Origin of the sequence: Enterobacter sp. SLBN-59 (assembly GCF_024807915.1) — a bacterium.
Lineage (GTDB): Bacteria > Pseudomonadota > Gammaproteobacteria > Enterobacterales > Enterobacteriaceae > Enterobacter > Enterobacter asburiae_B.
Window position 1 is genome coordinate 1240070 of the sequence record NZ_JANUFI010000001.1, and the last position, 15696, is coordinate 1255765.

The 15696-nt window shown below is 53.7% G+C and carries 13 protein-coding genes and 1 pseudogene; 8 read left to right on the plus strand and 6 right to left on the minus strand.

Annotated features, from left to right (window positions below):
- Positions 1-41 precede the first annotated feature (41 nt).
- From potA to potD, 6 genes and pseudogenes are all read left to right on the plus strand, one after another.
- Complete coding sequence (potA, locus tag M2422_RS05865) at positions 42-1190, plus strand: spermidine/putrescine ABC transporter ATP-binding protein PotA (RefSeq protein ID WP_172421426.1); 1149 nt, start codon at positions 42-44, stop codon at positions 1188-1190.
- The gene (gene potB / locus M2422_RS05870; RefSeq protein ID WP_064672293.1) at positions 1174-2037 is read left to right on the plus strand and encodes a spermidine/putrescine ABC transporter permease PotB; all 864 of its coding nucleotides are present in this window, start codon (positions 1174-1176) and stop codon (positions 2035-2037) included. Before potA ends, potB begins: the two co-directional genes overlap by 17 nt.
- 386 nt (positions 2038-2423) lie before the next feature.
- On the plus strand, positions 2424-3635 hold the full coding sequence (locus tag M2422_RS05875) for an acyltransferase (protein ID WP_071891535.1): 1212 nt from the start codon (positions 2424-2426) through the stop codon (positions 3633-3635).
- 90 nt (positions 3636-3725) lie between these two features.
- Positions 3726-3911, plus strand: a pseudogene (locus M2422_RS05880) (hypothetical protein); the annotation flags it as partial.
- Between the two features lie 161 nt (positions 3912-4072).
- Entirely contained in the window at positions 4073-4864 is a 792-nt protein-coding gene (gene potC, locus M2422_RS05885) for a spermidine/putrescine ABC transporter permease PotC (protein ID WP_033145228.1), read from the plus strand.
- A complete protein-coding gene (gene potD, locus M2422_RS05890; protein ID WP_064672291.1) occupies positions 4861-5895 on the plus strand; it encodes a spermidine/putrescine ABC transporter substrate-binding protein PotD in 1035 nt (344 codons plus the stop codon). Before potC ends, potD begins: the two co-directional genes overlap by 4 nt.
- Positions 5896-5941: 46 nt before the next feature.
- On the opposite strand, the gene M2422_RS05895 is transcribed toward potD, so the two are convergent.
- Positions 5942-7171, minus strand: a complete 1230-nt coding sequence (locus M2422_RS05895) for an EAL and HDOD domain-containing protein (RefSeq protein ID WP_039261925.1) — start codon at positions 7169-7171, stop codon at positions 5942-5944.
- Between the two features lie 236 nt (positions 7172-7407).
- Here M2422_RS05895 and M2422_RS05900 point away from each other — a divergent pair, with 236 nt between their 5' ends.
- The gene (locus M2422_RS05900) at positions 7408-9339 is read left to right on the plus strand and encodes a methyl-accepting chemotaxis protein (protein ID WP_033145225.1); all 1932 of its coding nucleotides are present in this window, start codon (positions 7408-7410) and stop codon (positions 9337-9339) included.
- 45 nt (positions 9340-9384) lie between these two features.
- Here M2422_RS05900 and cobB read toward each other — a convergent pair whose 3' ends face one another.
- From cobB to lolC, 5 genes are read right to left on the minus strand one after another with little or no spacing between them, the layout of a single operon-like run.
- The gene (gene cobB / locus M2422_RS05905) at positions 9385-10206 is read right to left on the minus strand and encodes a Sir2 family NAD+-dependent deacetylase (RefSeq protein ID WP_045888802.1); all 822 of its coding nucleotides are present in this window, start codon (positions 10204-10206) and stop codon (positions 9385-9387) included.
- A gap of 14 nt (positions 10207-10220) precedes the next feature.
- Positions 10221-11132 (minus strand): N-acetylglucosamine kinase, encoded by a 912-nt coding sequence (gene nagK / locus M2422_RS05910; protein ID WP_058840821.1) that lies wholly within the window; start codon positions 11130-11132, stop codon positions 10221-10223.
- 53 nt (positions 11133-11185) lie between these two features.
- Positions 11186-12430: a lipoprotein-releasing ABC transporter permease subunit LolE gene (gene lolE, locus M2422_RS05915; RefSeq protein ID WP_045401911.1), complete on the minus strand. Its 1245-nt coding sequence runs from the start codon at positions 12428-12430 to the stop codon at positions 11186-11188.
- Positions 12430-13131, minus strand: a complete 702-nt coding sequence (gene lolD, locus M2422_RS05920) for a lipoprotein-releasing ABC transporter ATP-binding protein LolD (protein WP_064672289.1) — start codon at positions 13129-13131, stop codon at positions 12430-12432. The genes lolE and lolD overlap by 1 nt, the downstream gene beginning before the upstream one ends.
- The gene (gene lolC / locus M2422_RS05925) at positions 13124-14323 is read right to left on the minus strand and encodes a lipoprotein-releasing ABC transporter permease subunit LolC (protein WP_032668182.1); all 1200 of its coding nucleotides are present in this window, start codon (positions 14321-14323) and stop codon (positions 13124-13126) included. The genes lolD and lolC overlap by 8 nt, the downstream gene beginning before the upstream one ends.
- Before the next feature lie 256 nt (positions 14324-14579).
- On the opposite strand from lolC, the gene M2422_RS05930 reads away from it, so the two are divergent.
- Entirely contained in the window at positions 14580-15653 is a 1074-nt protein-coding gene (locus M2422_RS05930; RefSeq protein WP_064672288.1) for an acyltransferase family protein, read from the plus strand.
- Positions 15654-15696: the final 43 nt, after the last annotated feature.

A 15696-nucleotide genomic window follows, 5' to 3' on the forward strand; every position in this document is an offset into this window, starting at 1 on the left:
CACCAAGGTGGTTACACACAAACCCCGCTTCAGTCTGCTGCCTGAGGCGTCTATATGGGACAGCGCAAAAATTGAATACACAATCCCGTTCACGTTCACCGCTGGTGCAACTGGAACGAATTCGTAAAAGTTTTGATGGTAAAGACGTTATTTCCGACCTCACTCTGACCATCAATGACGGTGAGTTTCTGACGCTGCTTGGCCCCTCGGGCTGCGGCAAAACAACCGTACTGCGCCTTATCGCCGGGCTGGAAAGCGTCGATAACGGCCATATCCATCTTGAAAACCAGGACATCACCCAAGTTCCTGCCGAAGACCGCCACGTCAATACCGTCTTTCAGAGCTACGCCCTGTTCCCGCACATGACCGTGTTTGAAAACGTGGCGTTTGGCCTGCGGATGCAAAAAACGCCGGCGAATGAGATCGAACCGCGCGTCACCGACGCCCTGCGCATGGTGCAGCTTGAGACGTTTGCCCAGCGTAAACCCCATCAGCTTTCCGGCGGCCAGCAGCAGCGCGTGGCCATCGCCCGCGCCGTGGTCAACAAGCCGCGCCTGCTCCTGCTGGATGAATCCCTCTCCGCGCTGGATTACAAGCTGCGCAAGCAGATGCAGAACGAGCTTAAAGCCCTGCAGCGCAAGCTCGGCATTACCTTTGTCTTCGTCACCCACGATCAGGAAGAGGCCCTGACCATGTCCGACCGCATCGTGGTAATGCGCGACGGCAAAATCGAGCAGGACGGCACGCCGCGCGAAATCTACGAAGAGCCGAAGAATCTGTTTGTCGCCAGCTTCATTGGCGAGATCAATATCTTCGACGCCACGGTGATTGAGCGTCTGGACGACCAGCGCGTGCGCGCCAGCGTCGAAGGACGCGAGTGTAATATCACGGTGAATTTCCCCGTCGAAAAGGGACAAAAGCTCAACGTTCTTCTGCGCCCGGAAGATCTGCGCGTCGATGAAATTCACGGCAATACCGAGGCTGAAGGGTTAATCGGCTATATCCGCGAGCGCAACTACAAAGGGATGACGCTGGAGTCCGTTGTCGAGCTGGAGAACGGCAAGATGGTGATGGTCAGCGAGTTCTTTAACGAAGACGACCCTGACTTCGACCACTCTCTCGACCAGAAAATGGTTATCAACTGGGTAGAAAGCTGGGAGGTTGTGCTGGCTGATGAAGAACACAAGTAAATTCCAGAATGTGGTGATCGCCACGATCGTCGGTTGGCTTGTGCTGTTTGTCTTTTTACCCAACCTGATGATCGTTGCCACCAGCTTTCTGACCCGCGACGACGCTAGCTTCGTTTCGCTGGTCTTTACGCTGGACAACTACGCGCGCCTGCTCGATCCGCTCTATTTTGACGTGCTGCTGCACTCGCTCAACATGGCGCTGATTGCCACCCTTGCCTGTCTGGTGCTGGGGTATCCTTTCGCATGGTTCCTCGCGGGCCTGCCGCAAAAGGTGCGGCCCCTGCTGCTGTTTTTACTGATTGTTCCCTTCTGGACCAACTCGTTAATCCGCATCTACGGGCTGAAAATCTTCCTTAGCACTAAAGGCTATCTCAACGAGTTTCTGCTGTGGCTGGGGGTGATTGAGACGCCGATCCGCATCATGTTTACCCCGAGCGCGGTGATTGTCGGCCTGGTCTATATCCTGCTGCCGTTTATGGTGATGCCGCTCTACTCCAGCATCGAGAAGCTGGATAAACCGCTGCTGGAGGCGGCAAAAGATCTGGGCGCTAACAAGCTGCAGACCTTCATCCGCATTATTATCCCGCTGACCATGCCCGGCATTATCGCGGGCTGTCTGCTGGTAATGCTCCCGGCGATGGGCTTGTTCTACGTGTCGGATCTGATGGGCGGCGCGAAAAACCTGCTGATCGGTAACGTGATCAAGAGCCAGTTCCTGAACATCCGCGACTGGCCGTTCGGCTCCGCGACCAGCATTACGCTGACGGTGATCATGGGCCTGATGCTGCTGGTCTACTGGCGCGCCTCACGCTTGCTGAATAAAAAGGTTAGCGATATTGATGATTAATCATCATAAATCAAAAAATTAAGTCGCGTTTTTTAGCACAAAACCATTGCTAATAAACGCTCCCCTAAAACAACCAAACTCAAGCATTTACGCTTGAGTTTTGGAGAACGATTTTTTAACCATCGTTAACGTAAAAATTTCTTTCATCATAAACGCGTTAGTGATGGACTCAGCCTTCACTACCCTGAGCCACCCTCTATTTCATATAGCGAAGCTGCTCAGTTTGCATCGGACATTTTCAGTGTCATTTGGTTAGACAACTTCACATTTTTAAATCTCTAGCATGTAATTTAGCCTTTTTAATCAGCTGAATTAACTATAGTTCTGTGACAATAAAAATTTCATGATATAATGTTCTTCCAGACTAACTCATCAAATCGCAAAAAATGTATAGTACAAAATCAGCTGTTGCTTATGATAAGCTTCATCACGTTGATGGGCTCAGAGGTATAGCCTGTCTTATGGTCGTTTTTTCACATTTGGCTTTAATTTTTTATCCTGGATTGCACGATTCCAATCTGATTAACAATAACCAATTTGTTAATTTCATATTCAATAGCCCTCTTTCATTTTTTTATTCCGGCACGGCAGCAGTCTTTATTTTCTTCACGTTAAGTGGTTTTATTCTTTCTCATGCATTTATGAATGGGAAAGATTTATTAGAAAATATTACGCCAATGGTCACAAAACGTTATTTTAGACTGGCAATACCTGCAGTTGTCTCTTGTTTTTTTTGTCTAATGGTTCTAACAAGTGATCTTCCAAACCGAGAAATGCTATCAAGTTGGATCCAATCTTATAGGGTCGACAACCCTTCAATTGCAAACGCTTTATATTCAGGTAGTATCAGCGCATTTTTGGGAGATGGTTCTTCTTACAACCCAGTGCTTTGGACTATGAAAATAGAATTAATAGGTTCGTTTCTTACATATTTTTTGTGCACAACTCTTATTAAATCTCATAAGAAAAGCCTAATAATTTTATTCTTTGGAATGATGTTTTTCCTTTCAACCATTCCTCAAAAAGAAAAGTATGGTTACATAGCATTTCTTGTTGGGATTTATCTTTTCTTCTCTAACTTTAGAGTAAGTAATATATCAGCATTCATTTTATTAATCCTTGGCATATATGCAGGGGGGATACATTATGGTTCATCCCCTTATATTTATACAATATATTATACTCGATTCTTTTTAAATGGCGAAGAATCAAATGCATACATCCTATTTAACTTCATATCCGGGGTTATAATCACAACCATTATCCTTAAAAACGTATCATTCAAAAAAACATTCGGGCATGGGATCTTTACATTTATGGGTAAAGTTTCCTTCAGCGTATATCTTTTCCACTTACCCATACTAGTAATCACATCCCCACTTATATTTAATTATTTTTATGGAAAAGGCTTCGGTTATGCAACCTGTGCCCTCAGTGCATCTATCGTATCTGCATTATTAATTTATGCGCTATCAAATTTAGTATTTAAAATGGTCGACAAGCCATCAATGAGACTCTCCAGTAAAATAGCTTCCGTTTTATTTATTAATAAATTCAGGGCTAATGGATACTCATCACTAAAAGAAACCAAAGAATAAAACATAACTAAGTGAATGTTATAAAACATACACATACACATTCACTTAGTTAATAATATATTATAACTACCCCTCAGGCTTATTATGGAGGGAGAAAATCCAACTAGATTTCACGAACAGCGCTCTCTGTCAGAACGTTTATATCGAGCACAAGGGATCGACACGAAAACTCTGTTGGGTCATAAAGTACAGGCCACTACCGACAAATATAATTACAGTAGCGGGCGAGAGTGGAGCAAGCTGGTCATAAGAATGGCCGTTTTTTCCCGATCATAAGAAAATTATTGTAAAATGCGCGGCCTTAGTGATGGTCGCTCTGTGTTGTTGTGGTCGTTGGTTTTGGTGAAAAGCTTTGGAGAGGTTTGGAGAAGGGAAAACTTGAATATTTTCAATATGCTGAAAGCATCATGCCTTCTGAATAAAAAGGTGGAACTCGAATGATCGGTCGACTGCTTCGCGGCGGTTTTATGACCGCCATTTATGCCTATCTCTATATCCCGATCGTTATTTTGATCGTGAACTCGTTTAACAGCTCACGCTTCGGGATTAACTGGCAGGGCTTTACCACCAGCTGGTACAGCCTGCTGATGAACAACGATAGCCTCCTTCAGGCCGCTCAGCACTCGCTGACGATGGCGATCTTCTCCGCCACCTTCGCGACGTTGATTGGCTCGCTCACCGCCGTGGCGCTGTACCGCTATCGCTTTCGCGGCAAACCGTTCGTCAGCGGCATGCTGTTTGTGGTGATGATGTCGCCGGACATCGTGATGGCCATTTCGCTGCTGGTGCTGTTTATGCTGCTGGGCGTACAGCTTGGCTTCTGGTCGCTGCTGTTCTCGCACATCACCTTCTGCCTGCCGTTTGTGGTGGTGACCGTTTTCGCGCGCCTGAAAGGGTTCGACGTGCGCATGCTGGAGGCGGCGAAGGATCTGGGCGCCAGCGAGATGACCATCCTGCGCAAAATCATCCTGCCGCTGGCGATGCCCGCCGTGGCGGCCGGATGGCTACTTAGCTTCACCCTGTCGATGGATGACGTGGTCGTGTCCTCCTTCGTCACCGGTCCGAGCTATGAAATTCTGCCGTTGAAGATCTATTCCATGGTGAAAGTCGGCGTCTCACCGGAGGTGAACGCGCTGGCGACCATTCTGCTGGTGTTTTCGCTGGTGCTGGTGATCGCCAGCCAGGTTATTGCTCGTGATAAAACAAAATCTCAGGGGACAATGAAATGAAAAAAATGCTCGCCGCTGCGGCGCTGGTGCTTGGCATGGGTGCCGCGCACGCTGATGACAGCAAAACGCTCTACTTCTACAACTGGACCGAGTACGTGCCGCCGGGCCTGCTGGAACAGTTCACGAAGGAGACGGGCATCAAGGTTATCTACTCGACCTACGAGTCGAATGAAACCATGTACGCCAAGCTGAAAACCTACAAAGACGGCGCGTACGATCTGGTCGTGCCTTCCACCTACTTTGTCGACAAAATGCGCAAAGAGGGCATGATCCAGAAGATCGACAAAACGAAGCTAACCAATTTTGCAAACCTCGATCCAGAGATGCTCAACAAGCCGTTCGACCCCAATAACGACTACTCCATTCCGTACATCTGGGGGGCAACCGCGATTGGCGTGAACAGCGATGCCGTCGATCCGAAAACGGTGACAAGCTGGGCCGACCTGTGGAAACCAGAATACAAGGGTAGCCTGCTGTTAACCGACGACGCGCGTGAAGTGTTCCAGGTCGCGCTGCGCAAGCTGGGCTACTCGGGCAACACGACGGATCCTAAAGAGATTGAAGCGGCGTATAACGAGCTGAAAAAGCTGATGCCTAACGTGGCGGCGTTCAACTCTGATAACCCGGCAAACCCGTATATGGAAGGCGAAGTGAATTTGGGGATGGTGTGGAACGGCTCCGCGTATGTCGCCCGCCAGGCCGGGACGCCGCTTGAGGTGGTCTGGCCGAAAGAAGGGGGGATCTTCTGGATGGACAGCCTTGCGATCCCCGCCAACGCGAAAAATGTTGAAGGGGCGCACAAGCTGATTAACTTCCTGCTGCGCCCGGACGTGGCGAAACAGGTTGCCGAGACGATTGGCTACCCGACGCCAAACCTCGCCGCACGCAAGCTGCTGAAACCTGAAGTGGCTAACGATAAATCGCTCTACCCGAATGCCGAAACCATCAGCAAAGGTGAATGGCAAAACGATGTCGGTGACGCCAGCCGCCTCTACGAAGAGTATTACCAGAAATTAAAAGCGGGCCGATAAACGGTATCGCGTTCTTCCTCACGCCGTACGTGCGGCGTGAGGAGGATTAACCGACCGCATTCTCCCCAGCCCAGATCGTCGCCTTTCTCATCGCCTCAACCACATCCTCATCCGACAGACCCAGCGCCTGACGAACCCGGGTCGCCTCGTCCCACTGCTGCTGTTCATAGTATCGGCACAGGCTCACCATATCGGCTAACCGTCCCTCCTGATGGCACAGGGCATTGCTCACGCTCTGCGGGACCGCAATTTGCTTCATCAACTCGGCCATCGGCTGTTCGAGGAGGGTATCGAGCAGCGAAAACAGGCCGCACATGAAGGCATTTTCAGCCAGCGCCGGTTCGTTCATCGTCCCGGCTATCAGCTCGCAGAACTTGCCGCGCATCATGCTCAGCGGATAAAGCTCGCTGACGGTGTCATTGCCCGCGCTCGCCAGGACCACGACGGCAACAAACCGTCTCAGCTGATTTTCTCCAAGGTATCTGAGGACTTCACTCAGGGTTAACTTGCTGAAATTACAGGCACCGATATGTTTAAAGGCGGTGTGCTTCATGTAGCGCATGATTTTCCAGGACAGCGTGAGATCGGTTTTAATCAACGACTCGACGATCCGAAAATCAGGCTTATTGCGCCCAACCTCCATTTGCAGCCGAAAAATTGCCAGCTGATTTTGCGATAGCCGTTTATATTTAATGACCTCCGGACGGCAGAAAAAATAGCCCTGAAACAGCGAGAATCCCTCTTCCCTGTATTGGCTGAATTCCTCTTTAGTCTCAATTTTTTCAGCGAGATATTTAATATGTCCGGTTAAATGTTTACGCTCTTTCAGATACTGTTTAATTTGCGCTAAGGTATAATTTCTGACGTCAAATTTCAGTATTGAAATATAGGGTAAAAAAGCATCCCATTCTGGAGCAAGGGTGAAATCATCAAGCGCAAACTGATAACCATCCGCACTCATTTCCCTGACGGCCTGCAACAGCTCCGCTCCCGGCACAGCATCTTCCAGGATCTCAATGACCACGCTCTCTTTATCCAGCGCTTCTCCACTGCGGTCTATGACCATCCGCGAAGGGAAATTAATAAACGACGTATGTGCCCCGGCGATGCGCTGGGACGGCACGCATAAAAACTGATCTGATATCATCCTGGAGGTGGCATATTCCGCCGACACGTCCGGAAAACGGTTTGTCATCCCATCTCTGAAGAGCAGTTCATAGGCCACCGTCTTCATCTCAGGGTTAAAAATGGGTTGTCGCGCAATAAATCCGTACATATCCCATCCTCCTCTACAACTTTATATTTATTAGCATCCTCTTTCTACACGACGATAACGAGCTTTATCGAGCACTATTTTGATTGAATGCACAAAATAAAAGCATCCACACTAATTAACTGGATTTACAAATCAAAATTTAAATTAAATATCCCTGGCGCTCTACAGAAAGAGGAGAAAATATCCGATAAGGAATATGTGCCTGCCCGACATGCACGATATTACGGGAGATGAGAATGAAAGACGCCGTGGTCCAAAGAAAAAAAATAAGAGTCAAGACGTTGATGCTATTGTCCATTTTCCTCACCGTAACGGTGGGCTTTACGGCAACGATCGGGTTTATGATGTGGCAGTGGATGGCACAGCAGGAGGTTCTGGCCAAAAAGCATATCCGCCAGATTGCCGAGGTGCAAGCGTTGCAGGTCAGTAAACAGCTGGATTCTGCCCTGACTGCCGCCCGGGATATGGGCAACAGCGCCCTGGCGCTGCGCGAGGCGGGCGTGACCGATCGCCAGAGCCTGAACCAGCTGCTCATCCACTACCTTTCGGCTCACCCACAGTTTCTCTCCATGTCGATGGCCTTTGAGCCTAACGCGTTCGACGATAAAGATGCCGTCTGGGCCGGTCAAAGCGGTGAAGATCCTGCCGGGCGCTACGCCCGCTACGTTGACCGGGACGCCACCGGCAAACCGGCATTACACCTGCTGACGGACATCGAAACGCCCGGCAGCGGCGATTATTATCTGCTGCCGAAACAACGCCATAAAGATGTGATCATCGAACCCTATATCTATCCCTACAACGGCGTGGACGTGATGCTCACCTCGATTGCCGCCCCCATCATGCGTGACGGTCAGTTTCTGGGCTCGGTCACCTCTGACTTCTCCCTCGCCACGCTGCAGTCGACGATCGGCGCGATTAAACCGTGGAACGGCACGGGCTATGCCCTGCTCCTCTCCGCAGGTCATAACGTGGTGTCCAGCCCGGACAAGCGCGCGGCGGGCAAGCCTTACGCCGGTCAGATTGCCGGTCATGACGTCACCCGCATTAACGATCCGCTGCTGAAGGAGGACGTGTTTATCACCTGGCAGGACATTGCCGTCGGTAACAGCCAGACGCCGTGGAAACTTGCCATTATCACGCCGGTCAGCGAAGTGATGGCCGAAGCGCGCGCATTTTTACTGAAAGCCATCATCATGATGGTGCTAAGCATCGTGGCGGTTAGCCTGGTCATGGCACAGATCTTCACCCGCAAAGTTGACCGTCCGGTTGGGGGAGAACCTTCTGAGGCCGCCGGGATCGCTCTGGCCGTTGCCCGGGGAGACCTGAACAACACCATCCCGGTGCGTTCCGGAGATACCCACAGCATTTTTTACGCCCTGCACACCATGCAGATGCAGCTCAAGCGCATCGTCGACAATATCAGCGAAGCCAGCCACTCCGTGCACGGCGGCACCAGCGAAATTTCGGCGGGCAACCTTGACCTCGCCTCGCGAACCGAGGAACAGGCGGCTGCGATTGTTGAAACGGCAGCCAGCATGGAAGAGATTTCGGTCACGGTGAAGAATAACGCCGACAACGCCCACAAGGCGACCACGCTGACCGATCGCGCCGCGAGCCTCGCCGGGCATGGCGAAACGCTGGTGAACGACGTGGTCGTGGTGATTGGGGAGATTGATGAGAGCGCGCGTAAGATCGGCGAGATTAACAGCATCGTCGACGGCATCGCCTTCCAGACCAATATCCTGGCGCTGAATGCTGCCGTTGAAGCGGCACGGGCAGGCGAACAGGGGCGCGGCTTCGCGGTTGTCGCTGGGGAAGTGCGCAATCTTGCCCAGCGAAGCGCTAACGCGGCAAAAGAGATCTCTCAGCTGATTGCCGAGTCCTCAGGGCGCGTCAGCAAAGGCGTTGAGCTGGTCAATGAAACCGGCGTGATGATGAAACAGGTGATTGAAGCGGTGTCGCATGTGCATCTGGTCATCAACGATATCGTTCAGGCGCTGGACGAGCAAAATCGCGGGATTAGCCAGGTCAGCACCGCCGTTAACCAGATGGACAGCACGACCCAGCAGAACGCCTCTCTGGTTCAGCAGATCTCTGCGGCGGCGCTCTCGCTGGATGAGCAGGCTAAATCGCTCGAGAAGACGCTGGCGTTCTTCCATTCATAAATAAAAAGGCACCCGCTGGACGGGTGCCTTTTCACGCGATTGCCGTTATAGCCCTTTCAGCAGCTTGTCGACAAACTCCGGGACGACCGTGCTTGCCAGACCGTAGTGTTTCTCTTCAAACTCGCTGCCCACCTGGCTTGGCTCAAGATTGAGTTCTACCGTATGCGCACCGTGCAGTCGCGCTTCGTGGACAAACCCCGCCGCCGGATAAACATGACCGGATGTGCCGATGGCAATAAACACGTCGGCCATCGCCAGCGCGCTGTAGATATCATCCATTCCCAGCGGCATTTCGCCGAACCAGACCACGTGCGGACGCAGGCGCGACGGGAACTGGCAGCAGTGGCACTTATCCTCTGGCAGCACGTCCTCTTGCCAGTCCAGCACCTGACCGCTCCAGGCGCAGCGAACCTTGAGCAGCTCGCCGTGCATGTGGATGATGTTCTTGTTACCGGCCCGCTCGTGCAGGTTATCGATATTCTGCGTCACCAGCAGAAAACGATCGCCGAGCGCCTCTTCGAGCTTCGCCAGCGCCAGATGTGCCGCATTCGGCGCGACGTCAGGCTGCTGAAGCTGACGGCGGCGGGCGTTGTAAAACGCCTGCACGAGATCCGGATCGCGGGCAAAGCCTTCCGGCGTGGCCACATCCTCCACGCGGTGCTCTTCCCATAGCCCGTCCGCCGCGCGGAAGGTTCGAATTCCTGACTCGGCGGAGATCCCCGCCCCGGTCAGCACCACCACTCTGGGTTTATCCATCGCTTCTGGCATTATTCTGTCTCTGAAAAAAATCCGCTGGCGCAAGCGCTCACGCAAGCGGCGTTTGTTTTTGCGAAAACGGCTGAGTCGACCCTGGCGACGCGACAGCATAGAAACCTCGTAAACTAATCGGTGAGATGAAGGAATGCGGCTCCGCGCATGCCTCCTGCGTCCCCGTGTCGCGCGCGTTCAATACGCGGCACGCGGGCAACCGGCAATAAATGTCGGGGCAAACGCCCGGACAACCGTTCCGTAATCGCGGTAAAGTTTGACAGCCCTCCCCCAATCACCAGCAGATCCGGGTCGACGATGGTGAGAATATTTCCCAGACACACCGCCAGCAGATCCAGATAACGCTCGACGTGCTCACGCGCCTGCGCATCCCCTTGCTCCCACAGGGTAATGATTTGAGGGGCCTCAAGTTTCTGATGATAGAAGTGTTCGTAAAGCCATGCAAACCCGCGACCGGAGAGGGTGTTCTCAATACAGCCGTGCTGGCCGCAGCCGCAGCGGGTCAGCGGGAAATCGCGCCCCACTACCTCCAGGGCATCCACCGGGAGACGGATATGACCAAACTCGCCGGTGATGTAGCTGCGCCCGGTGATTGGCTTCCCGTTGATCACAATTCCCCCGCCGACGCCGGTACCGAGGATCAGCCCCATCACCAGCGGATACTGACGGAACTCATCGTCCCAGGCTTCGGAGAGCGCAAAGCAGTTAGCATCATTGTCTAAACGCACGTCGCGTTCAAGGAGGGCAGAGAGATCGGCGCGGAGCGGTTTACCGCTGGCGGCAGGCACGTTGGCGGCATACAGCGTGCCGTCGTCGGTTTCGGGCATACCCGGAATGCCAATGCCGACGCTGCCTTTCACGCCAAAGCGTTCATCGGCCTGCGCCACCAGCGCGGCAATCGCTGTTAAAAATTCGTCGTAGCTTTCGCGCGGCGTGGGAACGCGGGTTTCCCACTGTAGTTTGAGGTCTTTATCAAACACGCCTAGCGCAATCTTGGTGCCGCCAATATCAAATCCGTAATACATAACGCATTCCTCTTTTAACCTGGCGGCCCGAAAGCCGCTAGATCATGACGTAATTACTGGCCACTTAATACCCTCGCCGGATCAATTCGGCTTGCGCGACGCGCCGGATACCAGCTTGCCAGCAGACTCAGTAAAAGTGCTGTAACCAGCACATAAAAAACGTCCAGCCAGTGCAGTTCAGACGGCAGGAAGTCAATAAAGTAGATATCACCCGACAGGAACTGGTGACCAATAAGCTTTTCGATCCCATTGATAATCGGCGTCAGCTGCAGGGAAACCACCACGCCAATCACTACGCCGCACAGGCTGCCGAACAGCCCTGCCAGCAAACCGTACCAGACGAAGATGGCGCGAATAAGACCGTCTTTCGCCCCCAGCGTACGCAGCACCGCGATGTCGCCGCTCTTGTCCTTGACCGCCATCACCAGCGTCGAGACGATATTAAAGCACGCGACACCAATCACCAGCACCATCGCCAGATACATGATGGCGCGGATCATCTGGATATCACGGTACATATAGCCGTAAGTGCCGATCCAGCTTTTGATGTAGACATAGTTATTGGTCACGCTGCCCGCGTCGCGGACCAGCTTGTTGGCGTTAAAGACGTCGTTCACCTTAATGGCAATGCCCGTCACGCTGTCAGCCATGTCGAGATACTGGCGCGCATCCTCCATCGGCACCATCGCAAAGCTATGGTCAAGCTGACCGCTCAGCTGAAGAATACCGGTGACGTGCAGGCGCACGCGCTTAGGCTGCTGCAGCTTGTGGTCGGCGCTGGCGTTCGGGATCATGATCGACACCCAGTCGCCCTGCTTCACCTTCAGGGCATCGGCCACGCCTTTACCCATGATGATCTGCTGCTCGCCGGCCTTAAAGTTGGCCCACGCGCCGTTCTGCACATAGTTTGGCAGCGCGCTGAGACGCGCTTCCTGGACGGGGTTGACCCCTTTCACCTGAATGGCGCGCAGGTTTACCCCGCTCTCCACCAGCCCGGTAAAGTTAATGTAGGGCGCGGCGGCGGCAATGCCCGGCACCTTTTCGACTTTGGCGAGCGCATCGCTCCAGTTCGTCCACGGCTGGTTAACCGGCTCGATCTCCCCGTGCGGCACTACCGCCAGAATGCGGTTATTCAGCTCGCGCTCAAAGCCGTTCATGGCGCTCAAGCCCACAATCAGCACCGCCACACCGAGCGCAATACCGATGGTCGAGATGACGGAGATCAGCGACACCATGCCGCCGCGACGGCGGCCGCGGCTAAAACGTAAACCGATGAGTAACGATAACGGTGACGCCATTACTCTGCTCCCATCAGGGTCAGTTCCGCGTTCAGATGGCCGTCGCGCATCTCAAGCTGACGCCCCATGCGTTTTGCCAGCTGCAGATCGTGGGTTACGACCAGAAACGCGGTGCCCTGCGAGGCGTTCAGCTCGCCCAGAAGCTGGAAAATACTGTCCGCATTGCGGGCATCCAGGTTACCGGTAGGCTCATCCGCCAGCACCAGACGCGGGTTGTTGACTAGCGCACGGGCAATCGCCACGCGCTGGCGCTCGCCGCCGGAAAGCTCAGAGGGACGATGGTTACCGCGATGGCCCAGCCCTACCGCTTTCAGCATGTCGCTGGCGCGGGCGTTAATTTCTGCCGGTTTCTTTTTGCCAATCAGCAGCGGCATCGCCACGTTTTCCAGCGCCGTGAAATCCGGCAGCAGGTGGTGGAACTGGTAGATAAAGCCCAGCTCGCGGTTGCGCAGCTCGGCCTTCGCCGCAGAGGACATTTTGCTCATCGGCTGGCCGGAGAAAATCACGTCGCCGTTAGTTGGCGTATCCAGCCCGCCCAGCAGATGCAGCAGCGTACTTTTACCCGAGCCGGAGCTGCCGACAATCGCCATCATCTCGCCTTCGCACACGCTGAAGCTCACATTGTGCAGCACGTCGGTTTGCACAGTGCCTTCCTGATAGCGTTTGGACAGGTTGTCGCATTGCAACAGGATCTTATTCATAACGTAAAGCCTCAGCGGGTTGAGTGGCGGCAGCGCGCCAGGAAGGATAAAGCGTAGAAAGCAGCGCAATGGCCATCGCGGCCAGCGCAATACCGACCACCTGCAGCGGCTCGATAGCCACCGGCAGCGCCGCGCCGTCGAGCAGGGCGCCGATGATCGGCATTAAGTTATTAAGCTGGCTGGCAAGCAAGGCCCCCAGCACGGCGCCGAGCAGCGCGCCAATGATGCCTGCGCTGGCACCCTGCACCATAAACACCGCCATAATCTGGCGCGGCGTGAGCCCCTGGGTTTGCAGAATGGCGACTTCGCCCTGCTTCTCCATTACCATCAGGCCCAGCGATGTGATGATGTTAAATGCGGCCACGGCCACGATCAGGCTCAGCAGCAGCCCCATCATATTTTTTTCCATCCGCACGGCCTGGAACAGTTCGCCTTTACGCTCGCGCCAGTCCTGCCATTTGGTGCCGTCCGGCAGTTTTTGCTGGCTGAGGGTATCGACCTTCAGCGGCGCGTCGAGCCACAGGCGCCAGCCGGTGATATTCCCTGCCGGGTAGCGCATCAGGCGTGAAGCGTCCTGGATGTTAACCAGCATCTGGTAACCATCGACTTCGCTGTTGGCGGCAAAGGTACCAATCACGTTAAACAGGCGCTGGCTTGGCAGGCGCCCCATCGGCGTAAACTGGCTGGCAGAAGGCACCATCACGCGCAGCTGATCGCCACGGTTGACGCCAAGCTGTCCGGCAAGCTGTTCACCCAGAATCACGTTGTATTTCCCGGCTTCCAGATCGGTCTGCTTCACGTTAACCAGATACGGCGTCAGCGGATCGTTTTGCGCCGGGTCAATACCCAGCATCACGCCGACCGCCACGCTGCGGGCGCTTTGCAGCACCACGTCGCCGGTCGTCAACGGCGCGACGCGCGTGACGCCCTGTAACTTCGCCGCGCTTTCCGGCAGCTGTTGCGGGTTAACCGAACCGTTGGATGATGAGAGAACGGCCTGCGGCATCAGCCCCAGGATGTTGTTTTGCAGCTCGCGTTCGAAGCCATTCATGACGGAAAGCACCGTCACCAGTGCCATCACGCCAAGCGTAATGCCAATAGTCGAAAGCCAGGAGACAAAGCGACCGAAGCGGTCCGCGGCGCGCCCACGCATGTAACGTAAGCCTATGAAGAGTGCGACAGGTTGATACATGAAATCCGTCTGTTTGCTGATAGCAGACCCACGAGTATATAAGCGAATCCGTTAAGCGTAAATGACTGAAACAGTAAGCTTTGGTAATCATTCTTCCTAAAAATTCAGATAAATCAGGGTGCTATTGTCTGAATACTCGCCTCGCAACCTCCACCTTTTCCGAAAAACCGCCGGATACAGACTGTTACCCATTACATCCCGGCTTCGTATTACAACAATTGCTCGTTCGTTTATGGCAATAAGGTAGTGGCGAACAATGAAGCAAAAAGCATTATGGATTAACCAGATAAAAGGGCTGTGTATCTGCCTGGTGGTTATCTATCATTCGGTTATCACGTTTTATCCGCATCTGATCGGGCTGCAGCACCCGCTCTCCGGCCTTCTCGCCAAATGCTGGGTCTATTTTAACCTCTATCTCGCACCGTTTCGTATGCCGGTCTTCTTCTTTATCTCCGGCTATCTGATCCGTCGTTATATTGACGAAGTGGACTGGCGAACCAGTCTCGATAAACGGATCTGGAGCATTGTCTGGGTCCTGGCGCTGTGGGGCGTTCTGCAATGGCAGGCGTTGACCCACCTGAACGCCTGGCTGGCGCCCGAGCGTGAGCTTGCCACCGCGTCGAACGCGGCCTACGCCGACTCGCTCTCAGGATTTGTACGGGGTATGCTCACCGCCAGCACCAGCCTGTGGTATCTGTATGCCCTGGTGGTCTACTTCACGCTGTGTAAACTGCTGAGCCGCTGGAAGCTGCCGGTTCTTGGACTGCTGGCGCTGGCGAGCATCGCGATTAACTTCCTGCCGCTGCCGTGGTGGGGAATGAACAGCGTGGTCCGCAACATGATCTACTACAGCCTCGGGGCGTGGTATGGCGCAGCGCTGATGGCGTGGATGAAAAGCGTCAACCTGCGCCGCATCTGGCTGGCAACCGGGGCTTTCGCCGCCGTCTCCGTGGTGCTGTGGTTTGCTAACGTTCCGCTGCTCCTCTCATTGCTGTCGATTGTGCTGATCATGAAGCTGTTCTACAGCCTTGAGCAGCGCTACGCCGTTAACCCGAACAATCTGCTGAACGTGATTGGCTCCAATACCATTGCGATTTATACCACCCACCGCATCCTGATTGAGGCCTTTAGCCTGTTCCTGATTGGCGAAATGAATGCCGCCTCGTGGCCGGTCTGGGCAGAGCTCACCCTGGTGCTGGTCTACCCGTTTGCCAGCCTGCTTATCTGTACCCTTGCCGGGCTCGGAGTGCGTAAAATCTCCACCGCGCTGTTTGGGGACGTTTTCTTCTCTCCTCCGTCTACGCTAACCCTGTCACCTTCAACGCGTTAATGCCCTCTCCGCCCCCGTTTCGGGGGCGTTTAGCCCCGCCGTG